Source organism: Haloarcula laminariae, assembly GCF_025457605.1.
Classification (GTDB): Archaea; Halobacteriota; Halobacteria; order Halobacteriales; family Haloarculaceae; genus Haloarcula; species Haloarcula laminariae.
Map to the genome: position 1 here is coordinate 361,590 of NZ_JAMZFY010000002.1, position 20,450 is coordinate 382,039.

20 protein-coding genes and 1 tRNA gene are annotated in these 20,450 nt (G+C 67.7%); 10 read left to right on the forward strand and 11 right to left on the reverse strand.

The window, feature by feature from the left end; all coding sequences use genetic code 11:
• Positions 1-40 precede the first annotated feature (40 nt).
• The 3 genes from NJQ98_RS13400 to NJQ98_RS13410 form a co-directional block, all read right to left on the reverse strand.
• Positions 41-853: a twin-arginine translocation signal domain-containing protein gene (locus NJQ98_RS13400; protein ID WP_262179505.1), complete on the reverse strand. Its 813-nt coding sequence runs from the start codon at positions 851-853 to the stop codon at positions 41-43.
• Positions 854-1,055: 202 nt separating this feature from the next.
• Positions 1,056-1,916, reverse strand: coding sequence for an ATP-dependent sacrificial sulfur transferase LarE (gene larE / locus NJQ98_RS13405; RefSeq protein WP_262179507.1), 861 nt, complete (start codon positions 1,914-1,916; stop codon positions 1,056-1,058).
• 95 nt (positions 1,917-2,011) lie between these two features.
• On the reverse strand, positions 2,012-3,274 hold the full coding sequence (locus tag NJQ98_RS13410; RefSeq protein WP_262179510.1) for an outer membrane protein assembly factor BamB family protein: 1,263 nt from the start codon (positions 3,272-3,274) through the stop codon (positions 2,012-2,014).
• 186 nt (positions 3,275-3,460) lie between these two features.
• Here NJQ98_RS13410 and NJQ98_RS13415 point away from each other — a divergent pair, with 186 nt between their 5' ends.
• From NJQ98_RS13415 to NJQ98_RS13425, 3 genes are all read left to right on the forward strand, one after another.
• Complete coding sequence (locus NJQ98_RS13415) at positions 3,461-5,440, forward strand: MutS-related protein (RefSeq protein WP_262179512.1); 1,980 nt, start codon at positions 3,461-3,463, stop codon at positions 5,438-5,440.
• Positions 5,441-5,697: 257 nt separating this feature from the next.
• On the forward strand, positions 5,698-6,825 hold the full coding sequence (locus NJQ98_RS13420; RefSeq protein ID WP_262179514.1) for an ORC1-type DNA replication protein: 1,128 nt from the start codon (positions 5,698-5,700) through the stop codon (positions 6,823-6,825).
• A 44-nt stretch (positions 6,826-6,869) separates the two neighbouring features.
• Complete coding sequence (locus NJQ98_RS13425) at positions 6,870-7,700, forward strand: hypothetical protein (RefSeq protein ID WP_262179516.1); 831 nt, start codon at positions 6,870-6,872, stop codon at positions 7,698-7,700.
• A 1-nt stretch (position 7,701) separates the two neighbouring features.
• Here NJQ98_RS13425 and NJQ98_RS13430 read toward each other — a convergent pair whose 3' ends face one another.
• The 4 genes from NJQ98_RS13430 to eif1A form a co-directional block, all read right to left on the reverse strand.
• Positions 7,702-8,487: a DUF7089 family protein gene (locus tag NJQ98_RS13430; protein WP_262179519.1), complete on the reverse strand. Its 786-nt coding sequence runs from the start codon at positions 8,485-8,487 to the stop codon at positions 7,702-7,704.
• Positions 8,488-8,583: a hypothetical protein gene (locus NJQ98_RS19150; RefSeq protein ID WP_431357503.1), complete on the reverse strand. Its 96-nt coding sequence runs from the start codon at positions 8,581-8,583 to the stop codon at positions 8,488-8,490.
• Positions 8,584-8,704: 121 nt separating this feature from the next.
• The gene (rio1, locus tag NJQ98_RS13435; protein WP_262179523.1) at positions 8,705-9,679 is read right to left on the reverse strand and encodes a serine/threonine-protein kinase Rio1; all 975 of its coding nucleotides are present in this window, start codon (positions 9,677-9,679) and stop codon (positions 8,705-8,707) included.
• 41 nt (positions 9,680-9,720) lie between these two features.
• Positions 9,721-10,008 carry a translation initiation factor eIF-1A gene (eif1A, locus tag NJQ98_RS13440; protein WP_220588516.1) on the reverse strand — a complete coding sequence of 96 codons (288 nt, stop codon included), beginning with the start codon at positions 10,006-10,008 and terminating at the stop codon, positions 9,721-9,723.
• A 114-nt stretch (positions 10,009-10,122) separates the two neighbouring features.
• Between eif1A and NJQ98_RS13445 the strand changes: the two genes are divergently transcribed.
• A complete protein-coding gene (locus NJQ98_RS13445; RefSeq protein WP_262179527.1) occupies positions 10,123-10,536 on the forward strand; it encodes an SCP2 sterol-binding domain-containing protein in 414 nt (137 codons plus the stop codon).
• Between the two features lie 115 nt (positions 10,537-10,651).
• On the forward strand, positions 10,652-10,840 hold the full coding sequence (locus NJQ98_RS13450; protein WP_262179529.1) for a DUF7470 family protein: 189 nt from the start codon (positions 10,652-10,654) through the stop codon (positions 10,838-10,840).
• Between the two features lie 82 nt (positions 10,841-10,922).
• Here NJQ98_RS13450 and NJQ98_RS13455 read toward each other — a convergent pair whose 3' ends face one another.
• Together NJQ98_RS13455 and NJQ98_RS13460 are read right to left on the reverse strand one after the other, a co-directional pair.
• Positions 10,923-13,316, reverse strand: coding sequence for a bacterio-opsin activator domain-containing protein (locus tag NJQ98_RS13455; protein WP_262179532.1), 2,394 nt, complete (start codon positions 13,314-13,316; stop codon positions 10,923-10,925).
• 513 nt (positions 13,317-13,829) lie between these two features.
• Positions 13,830-13,900: transfer RNA gene (locus NJQ98_RS13460), tRNA-Gly, on the reverse strand.
• A 151-nt stretch (positions 13,901-14,051) separates the two neighbouring features.
• Between NJQ98_RS13460 and NJQ98_RS13465 the strand changes: the two genes are divergently transcribed.
• From NJQ98_RS13465 to NJQ98_RS13480, 4 genes are all read left to right on the forward strand, one after another.
• Positions 14,052-14,885: an NAD+ synthase gene (locus NJQ98_RS13465; RefSeq protein WP_262179534.1), complete on the forward strand. Its 834-nt coding sequence runs from the start codon at positions 14,052-14,054 to the stop codon at positions 14,883-14,885.
• A 178-nt stretch (positions 14,886-15,063) separates the two neighbouring features.
• Entirely contained in the window at positions 15,064-15,453 is a 390-nt protein-coding gene (locus tag NJQ98_RS13470) for a DUF7383 domain-containing protein (RefSeq protein ID WP_262179536.1), read from the forward strand.
• Positions 15,454-15,629: 176 nt separating this feature from the next.
• Entirely contained in the window at positions 15,630-17,303 is a 1,674-nt protein-coding gene (gene thsB, locus NJQ98_RS13475; RefSeq protein WP_348533576.1) for a thermosome subunit beta, read from the forward strand.
• Between the two features lie 393 nt (positions 17,304-17,696).
• The gene (locus tag NJQ98_RS13480) at positions 17,697-19,025 is read left to right on the forward strand and encodes a glycerate kinase type-2 family protein (protein WP_262179538.1); all 1,329 of its coding nucleotides are present in this window, start codon (positions 17,697-17,699) and stop codon (positions 19,023-19,025) included.
• On the opposite strand, the gene NJQ98_RS13485 is transcribed toward NJQ98_RS13480, so the two are convergent.
• Positions 19,022-19,210 (reverse strand): hypothetical protein, encoded by a 189-nt coding sequence (locus NJQ98_RS13485; protein ID WP_262179540.1) that lies wholly within the window; start codon positions 19,208-19,210, stop codon positions 19,022-19,024. The two genes, NJQ98_RS13480 and NJQ98_RS13485, sit on opposite strands and share 4 nt — an antisense overlap.
• Here NJQ98_RS13485 and NJQ98_RS13490 point away from each other — a divergent pair.
• On the forward strand, positions 19,209-20,195 hold the full coding sequence (locus tag NJQ98_RS13490; protein WP_262179542.1) for an ornithine cyclodeaminase family protein: 987 nt from the start codon (positions 19,209-19,211) through the stop codon (positions 20,193-20,195). The genes NJQ98_RS13485 and NJQ98_RS13490 overlap by 2 nt on opposite strands.
• Positions 20,196-20,200: 5 nt before the next feature.
• Here the strand turns inward: NJQ98_RS13490 and NJQ98_RS13495 are convergent, their stop codons facing one another.
• Positions 20,201-20,407, reverse strand: coding sequence for a DUF7535 family protein (locus tag NJQ98_RS13495; protein WP_262179544.1), 207 nt, complete (start codon positions 20,405-20,407; stop codon positions 20,201-20,203).
• Between the last annotated feature and the right edge of the window lie 43 nt (positions 20,408-20,450).

Consider the following 20,450-nt stretch of genomic DNA (forward strand, 5'->3'; position numbering starts at 1 on the left):
ACCCAAACGAAATCATTTTGATTATACACAGCGCGACTGATTACTCCTCTTTGGCTTCCCAGACGGCGTTGTCCTTGTTCTGTCCAGTATCGAGGTTGACGCTCAGGCCGGCGGCGCTAATGCCTATATTACTGATACCTTCTAGGTTGGCGATAGAACGCGTGTGGGTCCAGTCTGCAAATATCCGACGCGTTTCGACATCGTCGTCGTCAATGTTCATATTACAACCGACCGTCACCTCCCATCCGTCACCGACTGGGTCACCAGCGTTGTCCTCGTTGTGAGCGACATCGTCATATTCGACTGCGACACCATTTCCACTGATGTCTCCCTTCGTCGGGTTATCCGTCGGCGTGTAAATGTACGTAAGCGGATAGCCGTACTCACTTTCGGGCACCCGGTCGAAGTGATCGGTCGGCCAGTACAGACCAATAACGTCGTTAGGTGGCTCGGCTTCCCCCGCATATCCGTCTTCGTGAATCGTTAGTTCCAAATCACACCACGCGTCGTCTGTCGACTCATACGTGTAGAGGTCGAGATCACCATGACATTTAGTCAGGTCGTAGCTTTCGCGGTCGATTTCTTTCTCCGAGTCGCTTTTCGTGGGCTGAACCTCTTTGGTTGCACTAGTGTTGTAACCCTTGAATCCGCGTTCTTTCAGGTACTCGTCGAACTTTTCGCTGTCGCCGGTCTCTTTTCGCAGTTCTAGTGCTTCTTTATAGATCTCTTCTGGCTTTTTCGAAGTTTGGCGACGTCGGCCAAACGCCGAACCTGCAGGAACCGTAACAGTCGCTGCACCGACTCCGAGACCTTTGATGAACTGTCGTCGATAACTCTTGCCCTTATCGGACATTGCAATTACATTATGAGATAGAATGTTATTTAAAACTTACTGTGAAAAATACAATTAATACACGATAACATATATACTACCGTCTTTGATAGACTAATTTTACGGTGTAGAACACTGTAACAATCTACGTTCAACAGATAGGGGAAGTCGAAAACGGCTACAGTCAGAGACGAGAAATTGTGGTTGGCTGGCAGTTGGTTCACTACTCCGCGCTCGGATACTCCTGGCCGAACACGTCGCTCACCACGTCCTCGCCTCGCTGCTCGTCCGCCGGACTGACACTTCCCGTCCGATAGCCGTGCAGGTCCAGCGTCACGTGGTCGAACCCGCAGTCTTCAATGTGGTCGCGGGCGGCACGGACGAAGTCGGGGTCGAGCGCGGCCTCCAGCTCGCTTTCCCCCACTTCGATACGGGCCAGCCCGTCGTGGTCCCGGACCCGGAACTGCTCGAATCCCCACGTTCGCAGCAGGCGCTCGGCCTTCTCGACGCGGGAGAGGCGTTCCTCGGTCACGTCCAGCCCCGTGGGGATGCGCGAGGAGAGACAGGCCATCGAGGGTTTGTCGGCGACCGAGAGGTCGTACTCGCGAGCGATTTCCCGGACCTCGTCTTTCGCGATACCGTGTTCCAGCAGCGGGGAGTACGCGTCCAGTTCCTCGACGGCGCGCAGGCCCGGCCGGTGGCCCTCGCCGGCGTCGGAGGCGTTGGTGCCGTCACAGACCACGTCGATGCCGAGTTCGCGGGCGCGGTCGTACATCGCGCCCAGCCGCATCGAGCGGCAGTGATAGCAGCGCTGGTCGTCGTTGGCGACGAAATCGTCGCTGTCCAGCTCCGAGAACTCCACGAGCTCGTGGCGGATGCCTATCTCCTCGGCGACCCGCACCGCGTCGTCGAGCTCCGCGGCCGGCAGCGTCTCGGACTTGGCGGTACAGGCGACGGCGTCGTCGCCGAGGGCGTCGTGGGCCAGCGCCGCCACCACGCTGGAGTCGACGCCCCCGGAGAAGGCTATCAGGACACCGTCCCGGGCGGCGAGGTCCTCACACACGGTCTCGGCGACAGCAGTCATGGGCCACGCTACTCGGCCAACGGCCAAAACGCCTTCGCGTTCGCGGTCGACGCGTCGGGGGCCGTCCCGGCCGGCGAGCGGGCCGTGGGCGACGACTAGGCGTCCTCGGCCGCGATGGCCGAGAGCGTGTCGTTGTAGTTCCCGACGTAGACGACGCCGTCGACGACCGCCGGCGGCGACCGAATCATGTTGCCCGTGTCGACGGTCCAGCGCTCGGCGCCGTCGCCGGTCGCCAGCGCACGGACCTTCCCGTCGCCACAGCCGGCGTAGACGGTGTCACCGACGACGCTGAGCTCGGCCATCAGCCAGTCGCCGGGCCGGTATCGCCACTGCTCGCCGGCGGTGGCGGCGTCGAGCGCGAAGATGTTGTCGTGGCTGGTCCCGAGGTACGCGGTGCCGTCGGCGACCGCGACCGTCGGTCCGTGGGGGGTATAGCTCTGGTAGCGCCACTGCTGGGTCCCGTCGGCGGTGTCGAGCGCGTGTAGCGTCCCTTCGGTCCGATTCGTCGTGCTGATGTAGACGAGTCCGTCTGCCACCGTCGGCGCGTTGTAGACGTAGCGGCCGGTCCCGAACTCCCACCGCTGGGTCCCGTCGGCGGCGTCGAGCGCGTACGCCCGCTGGTCGAGGCTACCGACGTAGACGGTGCCGTCGGCGACCGCCGGCGAGGCCTGGACGCGCCCCCGGGTCCGGAAGCGCCACTGCTGGGTCCCGTCGGCGGCGTCGATAGCGTAGACGTGCCTGTCGTCGCTGCCGACGTAGACGGTGCCGTCGACGACCGCCGGCGAGGACTGGACGGCGTCGCCCGTCTCGAAGCGCCACTGCTCGGTGCCCTCGGCGGCGTCGATAGCGTAGACGTGCCCGTCGTCGCTGCCGACGTAGACGGTGCCGTCGACGACCGCCGGCGAGGACTGGACGACGGTGCCCGCGCCGAAGCGCCACTGCTCGGTGCCCTCGGCGGCGTCGACGGCGTAGACGTTCCCGTCGTAGCTCCCGACGTAGACCGTGTTGTCGACGACCGCCGGCGACGTCGCGATGATGTTGTCGGCCCGGAACTCCCACCGCGTGGTGACGGGCGCCGTGGGCCCCGTCTCCCCGGCCGCCGCCCGGGTACGCGCGGGGTCGGCGCCGAACATCGGCCACCCGCTTATCGTCGCCTCGTCGATGGGCCCTGGCTCCGGCGTCTCCTCCGGGGGGTCGGTCGGTCCCTCGGTCGGCGTCTCGGGTCCCGACGATGTCGCGGTGCCGGCATCGGTCCCCGACGGCGTCCCCGTCTCGGTCGTGTTACAGCCCGCGAGCCCTGCCCCGCCGGCGACGCCCAGCGATAGCAGATATTCGCGCCTCGTCGGTCGTCGTGCCATGCGGGCCCTCAGTCGGCCGCCCGCTTAAACTATCTGTCTAGAAATAGATATTATCCCGCGCTCGGCGGCACCCCCTCGCATCCACTGCCCGTCAGTCCGACGCTCACGGCAGCGAACACCGACGAATCGTTCCACTGGCGCCCGTCACGCGAGGTTTTTTCTCGTCGGCCGCGAATGGCCCGACAGATGGAGCTCGAATCGGTACCGGGGGTCGGGGCGAAGACGGCCGAGGCGTTGCGCGAACTCGACGACCCCGAACGCGCACTCAGCGAGGGCGACGTGGCCGCGCTCTCGCGGGCGCCGGGCATCAGCGAGGGGCGGGCCGCCCACATCGCCCGGGGCGCGATTCGGGCCGAACACGACGACCCCGGCGGCTTCGCCGCCACGCCGCGGGCCCGGGAGCTGTACGAGACGGCGCTTTCCCTGTTACAGGAGCGCACCGTCACCGACTACGGCGCCAAGCGCCTGGAGACGCTGTATCCCAGCGGCGCCCGGAGCCGCATCGACGAGGTCCGCGCGTTCACCGAGCGGGCGCTCGCCCGCGAGCCGACGCCCGCGGTCCGCGAGGCCCTCGCCGGCGTGGCACCGCTCGCAGAGCCCGGCGACGTGCGGGTCCGGGACCGCTGTCTGGCGACCGGCGACGCCGAGACCTACGCCGCCGCCCAGTCCGCGATTCCGGAGGTGAGCGTCGAACTCGTCGACGACGCCCGCCAGCTCGCCGAACTGGCCCGCTCGTACGCGACCGTGGTGGTGCTGGACGAGGCCTTCGCCGGCGTCGACGTCGAGGGGGACGTACGCGTCGAACCAGACGCGCTGGAGGAGCCGGCCTCGGTCGTCCCCGAGCGCGTGCTCACGTTCTTCGCCCGGAACCGCGACGCGGTGCGGGCGGCCATCGCGGTCCACCGCGCGGCCGCCCTCGAACCGCCCTGTGACCTCGACGCGCTCGACGACGCGCTGGACCAGCTCGACGCCGACGGGAGCGTCCGGGGCGACGAGGAACTGGACCGGCTCTCGACGGCAGTCGACGACCTGGACGCCGCCGTCTCGACCGCCGAGAGCGTCGCCAACGACTACCTTCGGGAGGCCATCGAGGAGCGGGACGTGACCATCGAGGGGACGGACCTGCTGTCGCTGGTCGAACGCGGCGCGGGCGTGGACTCGCTGCTCGACCGGGAGCTGGCCGACGAGTACGCCGCCGCCGTCTCCCGGGCCCGAGACCACCTCGTCGACGCGCTCGACCTCCGGGAGACGGAGTCGATGGCCCGCCGGGCGTTCCCCGACGAGCCTACCTACCCCGTCGAACGCGAGGAGCGCGTCGTCTCGCGGCTGCGCGAGGAGCTGACGGCAGCGCGTGACCGGCGGGCGACCCAGCGCAAGCGGGAGCTCGCGGACGACCTGGCGGCGCTGCGGCCGGACGCCGAGGCGCTCGTCGAGGCCGCGCTCGAACTCGACGTGGAGCTCGCGGTCGCCCGCTTCGCCACCGACTTCGACTGCACGATGCCCGAACTGACCGACGAGCCGGGCTTCGCCATCGAGGGTGGCCGGTCGCCCCTGCTGGATGTCCCCTTCGACGAGGTCGAACCCATCGACTACGGCGTCGACGGCGTCACCGTCCTCTCGGGGGTCAACAGCGGGGGCAAGACCTCGACGCTCGACCTCGTGGCGCTGGTGACCACGCTGGCCCATATGGGGCTGCCCGTCCCCGCCGAATCGGCCCGAGTCGGACGTATCTCGGAACTCCACTACCACGCCAAGACGCAGGGGACACTCGACGCCGGGGCCTTCGAGACCACTCTCAGGGACTTCGGCGAACTCGTCACGGAGATAACGGCCGACCGCCCCGTCCTCGTACTCGTGGACGAACTCGAATCGATTACGGAGCCCGGCGCCGCGGCGACCATCATCGCCGGCATCCTCGAATCCCTGGCCGAGCGGGAGGCCGCCGGCGTCTTCGTCTCCCACCTCGCCGAGGACATCCTCGAAGCCGCCGAGGCCGACCTCTCCGTCGACGGCATCCAGGCCAAGGGGCTCGTCGACGGCGAGTTGCGCGTCAACCGCTCGCCGGTGAAGGGGGAGCTGGCCCGCTCGACCCCGGAGCTCATCGTCGAGAAACTCGCCGAGGACGGCGACGGGTTCTACGGCGGGCTGTTAGAGAAGTTCGAGTAGTGCGAGGGATTGAGCGAAGCGAAATCCCTCGGATGAGCGAGCGGCGAAGCCGCGAGCAGACCGAGGAATCTCCCTGCGGTTGATTCTTCCAAAACGACCCGGTGAGCGACCCGCGGGACCGACGCCACGCATTCCTCGCGCAGACGACGTTGCCCGGACGGCAGGCCCGGCTCCTTGGGACCCCGCTGCCCCCCATCAGCGCCACGTTCTCGTTCGGTGGCAAATGGTTAAGTGGGCAGCGAAGCTCGGTGAAAGTGATGAGCGACAATCCTGAGGAGGACATGCTCGGGTGGGACGAGTCCGTCTTCAGGGACGAACACGTCTTCGAGATAGACTGGGTACCGGAGACGTTCAGACACCGCGAGACGCAGATGGAGACGCTGAAGTACGCGCTCCGTCCGGCGGTCCGCGGGTCCCGTCCGCTGAACGTCATCGCCCGGGGCCCGCCCGGCACCGGCAAGACCACCTCGACCCAGATACTCTTCGACGAGCTGACCGCCCAGACTGACGTCCAGGCGGTGCGGGTCAACTGCCAGGTCGACTCGACGCGCTATGCCGTCTTCTCCCGCCTGTTCGCGGAGATATTCGACTACGAGCCCCCCTCCTCGGGCATCTCGTTCAAGAAGCTCTTCTCCCAGATAACGGACAAGCTCGTCGAGCGCGACGAGGTGCTCGTCGTGGCGCTGGACGACGTGAACTACCTGTTCTACGAATCGGAGGCCAGCGACACGCTGTACTCGCTGCTGCGCGCACACGAGGCCCACTCGGGCGCCCGCGTCGGCGTCATCTGTGTCTCCTCGGACCTCGAACTCGACGTCATCGAGGAACTGGACACCCGCGTGCAGTCCGTCTTCCGCCCCGAGGAGGTCTACTTCAACAAGTACGGCCAGGCCGAGATCGTCGACATCCTCGACGAGCGGGTCGAGCGCGGCTTCAACGAGGGCGTCGTCGGACCCACGGTGCTCGACCGCGTGGCCGAACTCACCGAGCAGCAGGGCGGCGACCTGCGGGTCGGTATCGACCTCCTCCGGCGGGCCGGGATGAACGCCGAGATGCGCGCCTCCCGTTCCGTCGAACTGGAGGACGTGGAATCGGCCTACGACAAATCGAAGTACGTCCACCTCTCGCGCCGACTGCGGGAACTGTCGGACTCGGAGCGGGCCTTGGTCGAGGTCATCGCCGACCACGACGGCAAGCAGGCCGGCGACATCTACGACGCGTTCAACGACAAAAGCGGGCTGGGCTACACCCGCTACTCCGAGATAATCAACAAGCTCGACCAGCTCGGCATCATCGACGCCGACTACACCGAGGTGGAGGGGCGCGGCCGCTCGCGCCAGCTGACGCTCAACTACGACGCCGACGCCGTGCTGGAACGACTCTGAGAACGTACATTTAAGTACGATACCGCGGCCAAGCCCGGCCCACCATGGACCGGCGAACGTATCTCACCGCGCTGGGCGCAACCGTAGCGGCCGTCAGCGGCTGTAGCGAGGGAAACAGTACGGAGACGCCAGACGGGGACACGGCGGCCGACGGGACACCGACCGAACGGGGAACGCCCCAGCCCGACCCGGCGCCGACCGTGACCGACGCGGGACTCCTGCTCGACCGCGGGGAGTACGACTCCCTCGGCGATGTCGACAGCGTCGGTCGGGGCGCCCCGCTCGTCGTCGGCGTGGAGTACGACCTCCCGGCCAGCGGGGGCAGCGCCCGCGGACTCGCCGAAGCGCGTATCTTCGACGCCGACGGCACCCGTCTCGACACCTCCACGAACGAGGTGGACATCGTCGCCGACGGCGACAGCGTGAGCCGCCGGGCCTGGTTCAGCTTCGGCACCGCTGACTGGGAGCTGGGCAGCTACACCGCGGAGGTGGTCGTCAACTCCGAGAACTACGGAACCTCGACCTCGACCGAGGTGGCCGCCGAACTCGTCGAGCCGCTCGGCGAGGGGGAGGTCGAGATGGCCATCGCCGAGTTCCCGGACGACGCCGCCGCCGCAGAGGAGTTCGACTGGACGCTCGAGTTCCGGAACCTGAGCGACCGCGACAGCAGCGTCGTCACCGATACCGTCACGGTCGGCCCCGTCGGGGCTGACCCCGTCGACCTCGATATCTCGTACCGCGAGACCGTTCCGGCCGGCGGGGCGACACAGGTCGAGCGGGCGGCTGTCCGAATCAACTATCCGGGCACGTACACCTATCGCATCGACGCACTCGACGCCGAAGTCAGTTTCACCCTCCAGCCGCCGGAGGAGTGACCTACTCCAGCTGTTCGAAGGTCTTCTCGGCCCACCGGACGGCGTAGTCGGCCCCGTGGTCGTCGTAGGCCGCGGTGTCCAGCGCCGCGAAGGGGGCGGGAATCTCCAGTCCGTGTTTGACGGCGCTACAGGCCAGCTCCGCGGCGGCGGCGAAGTCGGTCCGGCCCTGGGCCAGCTCCGTCGGCAGGTCCGACAGTCGGGGCTTCAGGCGCTCGCCGGCGTCGACCCAGGCGTCGTGCAGATCGGGGTAGTCCTCGGTCCACGTCTCGAAGGCCGCCCGCGTCTGTCGCCCGAGGTAGGCGTCGTACAGCGCCACCGCGAGCTGGTAGGTGCCGCTGGGGCCCAGCCGGGAGTCGGTGAGCGCTGCGAGCTCCTGATACCGGTCGCCGAAGAACTCGATGAACTGCTCGGGCTCGCCGAGGCTCGCCTCCACGATGGCCTCCGCGACGAGGAAGTCCACGAAGGCGTCGGGGGACGTTTCGAGGCGGGGCTTGACGATGACACAGGCCGGCTCGGTCTGGGTCGTCCAGGCGACGCCGCCGTCGCCGGGCAGCCCGATAGTGAAGTCGCTCCCGGCGTAGCGATGGAGCTGGTCCGGGGCGCTCTCGGGGACCCACGACGGGTCGAGCGCGAGCGGGTCGACCGAGTCGGTCACCAACAGCAGGTCCTCGGCGGCCCCGGGGTCCAGCGTCTCGAAGTCCGTCGCACTGTTCAGGACGACGGTCTCGGGCGCGTAGGCGTCACGGACAGCGGCCACGTCCCCGTCGAGGGCGCGCTCGCTGAACATCTACGCCGAGAACACGACGAGGTTCGCGACGATGGCGACCGAGAGCAGTGCGGCGATAGCGATGGTACCCAAGACGATTTTCGTTGCCGTACTCATGTGGATGGCTATCGCAGGCCGGACATTAAACCTTGAGAAAACCGTCTCCCTTGCGACTGTTCGCAAACGCTCCCTCCCGCGGGACCACAGGCCCCACGACCCTCGCGGAGCCGCTGCCCGCTCACTCCCGTTGCTCTTCGAGCGTCCCCTGCGGGACGGCGTCGTCGTCGCTGCCGGGCGCGGTGCCCTCGCTGTCGTCGGGGGTCGCGTACTCGCGGACGTACGCGAGCAGCTCCTCGGGGGTCGTCTCGACGCCCTGGCGGGCGAAGAAGTTCGCGACGTTGCGGCAGTCCCGTTCGAGGAAGTCGTCGGCGTTGGGGTGGTGGACGGTGACGGCCTGCCCGAGGTCGATGATGTACAGCTGTCCCTCGTGGAAGACGATGTTGTACTCCGAGAGGTCCCCATGGACCAGCCCGGCGTCGTAGAGCCGCCGGAGGTACTCCTTGACGACCTCGTAGGCGGTGTCCGGGTTCTCGATGTGGACCTCGCTGAGCCGCTTGGCCCGCCCCGCCTCGGTGCCCAGATACTCCATGACGAGGACGTTGCGCTCGACGGCAATCGGCTCCGGCGTCCGCACTCCGGCCCGGCGGGCGCGCTTGAGGTTCGAGGACTCCTTGCGGACCCACGCGGTGACGACCTTCTTCTTGTCCGAGCCGATGCCCTCGAAGCGCGGGTCGCCGTCGAGGTAGCCGCGCATGTCCTTGAAGTCGGAGGCGTTGATGCGGTAGACCTTGACCGCGACCTCGTGGCCCTGTGGCTCCTCGCTCTCCCCGTCCGAGGCGCCACGCGCCTGGCTGCCCGCCAGCGCGGTGTAGACGTTGGCTTCCTTGCCGGTCGAAATCGGGCCCCCGAAGGCGTCGATGTGGCCGTCCTGGACGAGCTTGTACAGCGCGCCGTAGGTGGCGTCGTCGAAGACGCTGGCCTCGACCTTGAACTGGTCGGCGTCCTTGATCCGCTCCCGGAACTCGCTGAACTCCCGGTCGCGCTTGCGGGCGATCCGGTCGGCGTCGGTGTCGCTGACATCTATCTCCTCCCACTCGTCGCCGACGCCGTCGACCTCGTCGGTCTCGAGCAGCCCGAAATCGCTGTCTGTCACGTCCGGTCACCCGTCGACGCTGTGGCGCGGTGCATTCGGCGCTACTCCTTGATGTGTCCCTCCTCGCGGAGTTGGTCTGCGTCCTGTTTCTCGTAGCGCCAGGTGATGTCGGCCTTCTCGTCCTGCCAGTCCCACGGCTCGACGAGGACCACGTCGTCCTCGCGAATCCAGATGCGTTTTTGCATCTTGCCCGGAATCCGGGCTGTGCGTTCCACCCCGTCCATACAGCGCACTTTCACGCGGTTCGCCCCGAGCATGTTGGTGACGACGGCGAACACCTCGCTGTCGTCCGGCATCCGCAGGTCCTTCCGGCCCTCGTTGTCACTCATACGCGGGTGTTCGGTCCCGGGAGGGTTAAGTTTTGTACGATTGCGTGTGGCGCCCGCTCGATGGGTCGGCGGGATGTCAAAAGGCCCAAGACCCGGCCAACAGAACGGCTGTCAATGACACTGACACTGCCGGCTGACGCCGCCGCGTGGGCCGACACGTGGCGCGGCCGCATCAACGACCGGGAGGACTTTGCGGCCGCCGCCGCCGACTTCGAGGCGACCTTTCTGTTCGAGATACGGGCCGACGACCGCTACGACGGCGACCCCGTTCGCTTCCTCGTCAGGCTCGCGGACGGCGCCTGCACCGAGGCGGCGCTGGCTGCGGCGGACGCCGACCACGACTTCGCCATGCGTGGCCCCTACGACGCCTGGGTCGACCTGCTCTCGGGCGAACTCGACGTCTCCGAGTCCGTCATGGACGGCACCTTCGACGTGGCCGGCAACACGATGACGCTGCTGCGCCGCCAGGACGCCGTCTCGGAGATGGTCGCCGCCGCCCAGTCAATCGACACCGCCTTCGAGTATTAGCGGCGCTTCAGCGCGGCACCGCAGCCGCGCTGAGCCACTGTCCCGTGTGGCTGCCCTGCCGCCCGGACCCGACGCCCTTCGACGGGCTTTTTCGACCGACGGTCGGAACTCGGGTATGCTTGACAAACTCGGAGTCGCCGGCGTCGCCGGCATCGTCGTCCTGTTTGCGGGTATCGGTCTCGTCGCCTGGGAGAGCCTGATTCTGGCCGCCGGGCTCGCGCTGGTGGTGAGCGGGCTGGGGCTGGTCGTCTACGGACTGGTGACCAGCCTGCTGTCCTCGTTCGGGCTGGGCGGGATGCCCTGACGTTCGGTCCCCGTCGCACGCCCCACGGCTCCGGCGGTCGCCGTTCCGCATGGAGGTTCTTCACTGCGTTCAGAACCTCGCGCTACTCGAACAACTCCTCGTACACCTTCTGCTGTGCGGCCCGGAGATGCTGGTGGTAGGTGGGCCGGGAGATATCCATCGCCTCGGCGAGTTCGTCGCCGTCGACCTCGCGGGGCCAGTCGAAGAAGCCGCCGAGATACGCGGTCCGCAGCGCCGTCTCCTGTCGGTCGGTAAAGCGCTCGGAGAGCGAGGCCTGGAACTCCTGTTGGGTCTGGACCGGCCGCTCGTGCTCGTGATAGCCGACGAGGTCGGTGCCGTCGTAGTTGTCCTCGACCAGCGAGAACACCTCGCGGGCGTCGCCCTCGTAGGGGAGTTCGATGGTGTAGCGGGTGACGCCGCTCTCGCCGGTTATCTCCTTTGGCACCGCGCCGTGGTCGACCAGCGTGGCCAGCAGCGACTCCCCCGTGGTGACCTCGAACAGCGCCGACCCCTCGTGTTCCGCCACCTTCGTCGCGCTGCGGACGGCGCTGTCGTCTTCGAGCGCCGTCAGGAGGGCCTCGCTCTCGCCGCCCTCGGCGTCGAGATACATCCGCAGCGAGCCGTCGGCCTGCGTGACAGTCCCGACAGAGGTCAACACCGCATCGGTCGACGCCGAGAGCCGGCTCAACAGCAGCTCCCGGTCGTTGACGGTGAACTCTAGCTCGATTACCTTGTCCGCCGACAGTATCTTCCCGCTCTCGATGGCGTTGATGGCGTTGGCCACGGCCCGCCCCAGCGCCTCCAGGACGACCTGTTCGCGGTCGTCGAAGGCGTCGGGGCGGTCCGAACAGACGAACAACACGCCGTAGGTCGAGTCGGTGTAGGAAAGCGGGACGGCCATCAGCGACTCGACGCCGGCCTCGCGTGCCCGCGAGACCCACTCGCTGTCGACCGCGCCGAGGTCGTCGATTATCTCGCTGTCGCCCTCGGCGAGCGCCGTCGCGCCCGGCGCGCCGTCGTCGAGCGCCAGCGACTCCTCGGCCAGCGTCGCCTCGCCGGCCCACTCGCTGACGTCGAGGCGACTGCCCCGCACCGCCGGACGGCCGATACAGGCGAATGTGTACGGCTCCGTCGCGGCGAGTTCCGCACAGACGCCGGCCTCGACGGCCTCCCGCGTCGTCGCCTCGACCAGCACCTCGACGGTGTTCTCGATGAGGCCGTTGATGCGGTCGAGGACGGTCGCGATGCGCTCTCTGGTCTCCCGGACCTCCTGTTCGCGCTTCGCGCGGTTGCAGGCGGCCGCGGCGTTGGTCGCAAGCAGCGCGACGACCTGCCGGTCGATGTCGTCGAAGGCGTCCTCGTCGGTCGAGAACACGCTCAGGGTCCCGTGGACACCGACCGGCACGTACAGCCCCGAGCCGACGGTCGTCCCGCTCCCGTCGAGTTCGTGGGTCGTCCCGTAGTTCGCCGTCTCGCCGGAGGCGAACACTTCCCCCGCCTCCCCCTCTTCGAGGCTGTACACCGGCCGCTCACCCAGCGTCTCGACGACCGCGTCGGTGGCCGCTTCCGGCCGGAGGACCTCCTCGTCGGCGTCGTACAGCCGGACGACGGCCATCTCCAGTCCGAGCACCCGTTCGGTCGCGGCGGCGACGATGCTCGAAACGGCCTCGCGGCTCGGCGCCTGCATCAGGCTCCTGGAGGTCTCCTGCAGCGCCGAGAGCAGCTCTTCGCGGCGCTTGCGCTCGGAGATGTCCCGGATGACGCCCGCCGTCCCGCGGAAGTCGCCGTCGGGGCCGTACAACACCGTCATGTGGTCCTCACAGGCGACGGTCTGTCCGTCGGCTCGCCGAAGCTCCAGCTCGAAGGTCGTCTCCACATCGTCGCCGCCCGACGACGAGAGCAACTCCCGGAGCTGTGACTCGGCGAACGTGACCGTCTCGCGGTCCTTGATGAGGATGGTGTGTTCGCCCAACAGCTCCTCGATGTCGTAGCCCGTCAGCTCCGCCAGCGCCTCGTTGGCGAAGACGAACTCCCCCTCGTCGTCGAGGGCGTACACCCCGTCGTCGAGCGCGTCGATGACCTCGCTGTGGCGGTCGAACGCCCCCATCGCCGTCGGGGTGTTCTCGCTCGTCACCGACGCGATGCGGTGGGCCAGCACGTCGTACTGCGCGTCGCCGCCCGGCCGGACGTACGCCAGCGTCTCGTCGGCCAGTACCTCGCGAACGCGCTCCGGGCTCCCGTCGGCGAACACCACCACCGGCAGCGTCGGCCGTTCCGCCCGCAGGGCCGTCACCAAGTCGGGCAGGTCGAACACCAGGCTGACGACACAGTCGACACTGCCGACCGACTCGGCGGCCGTCCCGCCGGTCGCCGTCCGGACGTCCAGTCCGTCCTCGGTGCCGTCGAGACCCGCCGCCGTCTCCGCAACCCACTCTTCGCCGTCCCCACAGACGAGGACGGTTTGCCCGCGGTCCATGCCTAACTGGTTAGCTACTCTGCCACAAGAATGTGCGGGTCAGGCCCCGCTTCGGACACTCCTCTCGGGTATCCGCGGATGACAGCCACCACAGAGCCACTCCTCGCGCCGAAACGTCATCGTCTCGGTCGGTCGCCGGTGTTTCCAGAGCTGGCCCGATTCGTCGTTGCAGTTGTCACAGCCTACCATGAGTGTAGTTACCGTGTGCGGTGTTATTTGGCATAAATCTCCCGTCTAGATATGTTTAAGCACTCCTAACTGGGCGGGCGCCCGTTCCGTCGACAGGCGTGAACAACCGCTGCGTGGTCGCGACTATCGGACGGTAGACGGCCGCCGGGAGTGCGCCGTCCGGGAATTGAACCCGATGCCAGACCTCGCTTCGCTCGGTCTGCCGTGCTTCAATTCCCGCGGACGAGTTCGCTCGTCGCGTCCGTTTCTCGCAGAAATGCGCCGTCCGGGAGTGAGCAACCGCTGTGCGGTTGCGAACATCGGACGGCAAACGACCGCAGGAAATGCGCCGTCCGGGAATTGAACCCGGGCTCTAGCCTTGGGAAGGCTATGTCCTACCACTGGACCAACGGCGCGCTTCACCCGAAACGTCACACGGCGCGCACTTGAACGTAGCGTTTCGGCCGCTGTGGACACTGGGGCCGAAACCGGCCGGGTCACTGGACGCGCGTCCGAAAATACCGCCCCGACAGGTGGCTATTTGTCGGCTGCGGCCCAGGTTTCGGTATGGCTGACGCCGAAACCGTCATGCGAGCGACGGACCCGCTCGACCTCACCTTCTCCGAGGCCGAACTCGAGGCGCACCGCGAGCACATCACCGCGTTCATCGAGGACCAGCTCGACGCCGCGGGGGTCGACCGTGTGGTGATGGGGCTGTCGGGCGGTATCGACAGCACGCTCGTCTCCCACCTCGCCGTCGAAGCGCTGGGGGCCGAGGCCGTCCACGGGCTCGTCATGCCCAGCGAGGTCAACGCGGCCGACAACATGAGCGACGCCGAACGCGTCGCCAACGACCTGCTGGGCATCGACTACGACGTCATCGAAATCAATCCGCTCGTCGACGCCTTCCTCGACGCCTACCCCGACGCCGAGGGCGACCAGCTCGCCGTGGGGAACCTCCGGGTGCGCTGTCGCGCCGTCCTGAACTATCTCGTGGGCAACCACGAGAACGCCCTCGTGTTGGGGACCGGCAACCGAAGCGAGGCGCTGGTGGGGTACTACACGAAGTACGGCGACGGCGCCGTCGACTGTCACCCCATCGCGGGGCTGTACAAACAGCAGGTCCGACAGCTGGCCAAACACGTCGACGTCCCCGACGACCTCGCCGAGAAGACCGCGAGCGCCGAGATGTGGTCGGGCCAGACCGACGCCGGCGAGATGGGGATGACCTACGACACGCTCGATTCGATTCTGGCGCTGCATATCGACGGCGGCGTGCCGAAGGACGCCACCGCCGACCACATCGGCGTCCCGCCCAGCGTCGTCGACCAGGTCCGGGAGATGTACGAGTCCAGCGCGCACAAGCGTGCGATGCCGCCCGGCCCCGACCCGCTGTACTGAGCTGTTGCTGACGGATTCGTCGCTTCCGTTGTGAGTAGTTGGGGGCTTTCTGGCTGTTCGCAGTGCTGTCAGCATCCACTGCTGACGTGGCTTTCCTGGCCGATCACAGCGTCACTTGCGTCCGGTTGTTCCTGCTAGCGCCACCGTCCTTTATCTGCCAGCGCTCCGACGCTCCGGTATGTCACATCGCGCGAACTACGCTCGCTGCTCGTTCCAGCAACTCCTCGGCCCGTCGGCGGACTCGCTCGACGTGTCGTGGGCGGAGTTTTCCGGCGACAGCACCGACCAGGTCACGTTCACCGTCCCGACCGACGCGCCGGTCGAACCGTACGTCGAGATGCAGGTGTACGATGTCGGCGAGTTCAGCCACGAGATACGGATTAACGGGACCGAACTGACCGGTTTCGACATCGCGCCGGGGGAGGGGTGGCAGTACTGGATGGACACCGTCGCGGACACGCAGCTCCAGCAGGGGGAAAACACCCTCCAGTTCCGGCGCGACCGGGACACCGACGACGCGTTCATCGTCGGGACGGCCGTCGTCAACTGGAAGGAACCCGTCGAGTGAGTACTTAAAACGACGCCGCCGGGGACCCCGAACTGTGATATGCTGTCACACGGGTTCCCGTCGGTCCGGCCGTAGTGTCGCGGTTTTCGGGTCAGTGACGGGCTCCCTGACGCCAGTCCGCTCGGCCCGATAACCCCTACTTTTATATAGAACCACAGACAATCAATCAGTTGATTATGAGTCAGCGCCAGATGCAGGGCCAGCCGATGATCATCCTGGGAGAGGACTCCCAGCGGATGAAGGACAAGTCTGCGCAGGAACACAACATCTCGGCCGCCCGAGCGGTCGCCGAGTCCGTACGCTCGACACTCGGGCCGAAGGGGATGGACAAGATGCTCGTCTCCTCGACGGGCGACGTCACCGTCACGAACGACGGCGTCACCATCCTCCAAGAGATGGACATCGACAACCCGACGGCCTCGATGATCGTCGAGGTCGCCGAGACCCAGGAGGACGAGGCCGGTGACGGCACCACCTCCGCCGTCGCCATCGCCGGCGAGCTCCTGAAAAACGCCGAGGACCTGCTCGACCAGGACATCCACCCGACGGCCATCATCAAGGGCTTCGACCTGGCCGCGACGGAGGCCAAGGCCGCCGTCGAGGACATCTCGACCGAGGTCGACCCGGACGACGAGGACCTGCTCCGGAAGGTCGCCGAGACCTCGATGACCGGCAAGGGCGCCGAGCTCAACAAGGAACTGCTCGCACAGATTATCGTCGACGCGGTCAACGCCGTCACCGTCGAGACCGAGGACGGCGAGCACGTCGTCGACCTCCAATACCTGAACATCGAGACACAGACTGGCAGCGCCGCCGGGGAGTCCGAGCTGCTCGAAGGCGCCGTCGTCGACAAGGACCCCGTCCACGAGGAGATGCCGACCAGCGTCGACGACGCGAAGGTGCTCCTGATGGACACCGCCATCGAACTCGAGGAGACCGAGGTCGACGCCCAGCTCTCGGTCGACGACCCGAGCCAGCTCCAGAACTTCCTCGACAAGGAAGAGGAGCAGCTCAAGGAACTGGTCGACCAGGTCGAGGCCACCGGCGCCAACGTCCTGTTCTGCCAGAAGAACATCGACGACATGGCCCAGCACTACCTCGCCCAGAAGGGCATCCTCGCCGTCAAGCGGGCCAAGAAGTCCGACATCGAGTTCCTGAAGGAGGTCCTGGGCGCCAACGTCGTCTCGGACCTCGACTCGGCCAGCGAAGCCGACCTCGGGCACGGGTCGGTCCGCCGTGACGAGGCCGACGGGCTGTTCTACGTCGAGGGCTCCAACGAGGACGCCCACGGCGTCACCCTCCTGCTGCGGGGCTCGACCAACCACGTCGTCGACGAGCTCGAACGCGGCGTCCAGGACGCGCTGGACGTCGTCGCCGCCACCGTCACGCAGGGCCAGGTCCTGGGCGGCGGCGGCGCCCCCGAGGTCGAGGTCGCGCGGCGGCTGCGCGACTTCGCCGACGGCGTCGAGGGCCGCGAACAGCTCGCCGTCGAGGCCTTCGCCGACGCGCTGGAAATCGTCCCGCGCACGCTGGCGAAAAACGCCGGCCTGGACGGCATCGACACGCTGGTCGACCTGCGGGCCGCCCACGAGGACGGCGAGGTCAGCGCCGGCCTGAACGTCTTCACCGGCGACGTCGAGGACACCCTCGAAACCGGCGTCGTCGAGCCGGCCCACGCCAAGCGACAGGCCATCTCCTCGGCTGCGGAAGCCGCGAACCTCGTGCTCAAGATCGACGACATCATCGCCGCGGGCGACCTCTCGACCTCCGGTGACGGGGACGAGGGCGGCCCCGGCGGCCCAGGCGGCGCCCCCGGCGGTATGGGCGGCGGCATGGGCGGCATGATGTAGGCGAATCGCGGTAACGGGATTCGTCGAACAGTCGAACGGCGAAGCCGCGAGCAAAGCGGGGGTTCCCCCGAACCCTCAAATCTCGCACTCCGCCGTCGTAGCACGGACCAATCTCTTCAAACGAGCGCACTCTAACCCGCGACGGTGCCGGGTCTACGCGCTGTCTCCGGTGGTCGCTCTCTTCGTGACCACTGCGCTTCTCGTCAGCGCCGGCACGCTCCCCAGCGACCCGTACTCCGGACCCAAGTATTACCAGTTCTAGGAGTATATCTCGACTATGAACGCAACAGGGCGCCCCGACTGGCCTGTCGACGCCGTCCCGGTGGGGCGAGAGCCCCCGTTTTCCGGCCGGGACTGCTCGAACAGCGACGCCACGACAGTGGGTAGCGACCTATGATCGAGGACGCCGAGCGGCTCGCCGAAAACGAGGACCGCGAGACCGCGCTCCGGTGTATCGAGGCCGGCATCGAGGCGGGCCACCCCCGGACGGTCGTCCGGGAGGCGGTCACGCTCGACGGCGACGTCCTCCGGGTGGCCGACGCGACGTACGACCTCGGCGACTACGAGGAACTCGTCGTCCTCGGCGGCGGCAACGCCGCGGCTCACGTCGCCGTCGCGCTCGAAGGCGAACTCGGCGACCGGCTCGACCGCGGCGTCGTCGTCACGGACGACCCCACGGAGACGGAGCGTGTGACGGTTCTGGACGGTGACCATCCCGTGCCGAGCGAGCGCGGCGCCGACGCGACCCGGGAGCTGCTCGCGGCGGCGGACGCGGCGGGCGAGGACACGCTCGTCCTGGCGGCGATAACCGGCGGCGGCAGCGCGCTCATGGTCGCGCCGGCCGGGGACGTCTCGCTCTCGGACCTCCAGGACACGACCGATGCCTTGCTCGCGAGCGGGGCCGACATCCACGAGATAAACGCGGTTCGCAAACACCTCTCGGCGCTGAAGGGCGGTCGGCTGGCGCGTCGCGCCGCCCCCGCGACGGTCGTCTCCCTGATTCTCAGCGACGTGGTCGGGAACGACCTGAGCGTCATCGCGAGCGGCCCCGTCGCCCCCGACGAGTCGACGTTCGCCGACGCCCTCGGTGTCCTCGACCGGTACGACGTCGACGCGCCCGACGCCGTCAGGGCCCGCCTCGAGCGTGGCGCCGCGGGCGAGCTAGACGAGACCCCGACCGCGGACGACCCCGCGCTGGCGGCCGTCTCGAACCACGTCGTCGCCGACGGCATGACGGTCCTCGATGCGGCCCGGTCGGCGGCGGCCGAGCGCGGTTACGACCCGCTCGTGCTCTCCTCGCGGGTCCGCGGCGAGGCCCGCGAGGCGGCTACCACCCACGTCGCCATCGCGGAGGAGATACGGGCGACCGGCACGCCCGTCTCGCCGCCGGCCGTGGTGCTGTCGGGCGGCGAGACGACGGTGACGCTCCGCGGGGACGGGTCGGGCGGTCCGAACCAGGAGTTCGCGACGAGCGCGGCGCTCGAACTCGCCGGCGGCGAGGGGAAAATCACCGTGGCGGCCGTCGACACCGACGGCATCGACGGCGCGACGGACGCGGCGGGCGCACTGGTCGACGGGACGACCGTCGACGACCCCAACGCGGCCCGGGAGGCCCTCGCGGAAAACGACGTGTATCCGTATCTCGAATCCCGTGGGGCCCTCCTCATAACGGGGCCGACCGGGACGAACCTCAACGACCTGCGGGTCGTGGTCGTCGACTAGAGGACCAGCCCCGCGGCGTTCCGGAGGACGACGATCCAGACGATACTCGAGACGCCGAGTACCAGCGTCGCGAGCGTCCACGCCTGGTAGGCCGTCGCCGTCTCCATGTCGGAGAACTCAGTGATGATCCAGAAGTGGGAGCCCTCGTCGGAATTTAAGTACGACCGTTCCCCACACTCACCCATGCAGACGCTGTTGCTCGGTCCCGACGACGTGAGCGAGTACGCCGACCTCCCGTCGGTCATCGACGCCGTCGCCGACGCGTTCGCCGCCGATTGGCGCGGCGACACCGTCATGCCGGCGAAGTCCTACATCGACCTCCCCGAGTACAACGGGGACTTCCGGTCGATGCCGGCCTACGTCCACGCCGGCGACTGGGACGCCGCGGCGGTCAAGTGGGTCAACGTCCACCCCGACAACCCCGTCGACCACGACCTGCCCACGGTGCTGGGGACGCTCATCTACTCCGACCCCGAGACCGCGTTCCCGCTCTCGGTGATGGACGGGACCAACCTGACCCGCTTGCGGACCGGCGCGGCCGCCGCGGTGGCGACCGACCACCTCGCCGTTCCGGACGCGGACTCGCTGGGGCTGGTCGGGGCGGGCGTGCAGTCCTACACGCAGCTGGAGGCCATCACCACCGTCCGGGACATCGACCGGGTGGTCGTGGCCGACCGCGACGCCGAGAGACAGCGCGCGTTCGTCGACCGCTTCGACGACCGGTTCGACGCCCGTGCGGGCTCTATCGCCGACGCCGCGGCGTGTGACGTGCTCTCGACGATAACGCCGGTGGAGTCGCCTATCGTCGACCGGGCGTGGCTGGGCGACCGCACCCACGTCAACGCCATCGGGGCCGACGCCGCCGGCAAGCACGAACACGACGACCAGACGCTGCTGGACGCCAAACTCGTCATCGACGACTACGAGCAGTGTACCCACTCGGGCGAAATCAACGTCCCGTGGAGCGAGGGCGCGCTCACCGGGGACGACATCTACGGGGAACTGGGCGCTATCGTCGCCGGCGAGCTCCCGGGCCGCGAGCCAGGGGACGGCATCACGCTCTTTGACTCGACCGGGCTGGCGGTTCAGGACGTGGCCGCTGCCCACGTCGCCTACGAGAACGCCCGCGCGGCCGGCGCGGGAACCGACTTCTCGTTAGTCGGGCGCTGACGCCGCTACTGTCCCAGCGACCCGCGGACCGTGTCGATGAGCCAGACGACGACGAGGACGGGGAGGACGGGCAGTAACAGCACGAGCAGGCCGAGGAGTATCACCCAGCCGATGGCGTCCATCTGCGCGTCGGGATGGGTGCCCGACGGCGGCGTCACCGTTCGGAGTGGCTCCGGGAGCCGGGACCCGTCCGCGTTGTCGGCATCACTCATACTAGGTGATATGTCTGTAGTACTGATAAGACTGCGGCCGACC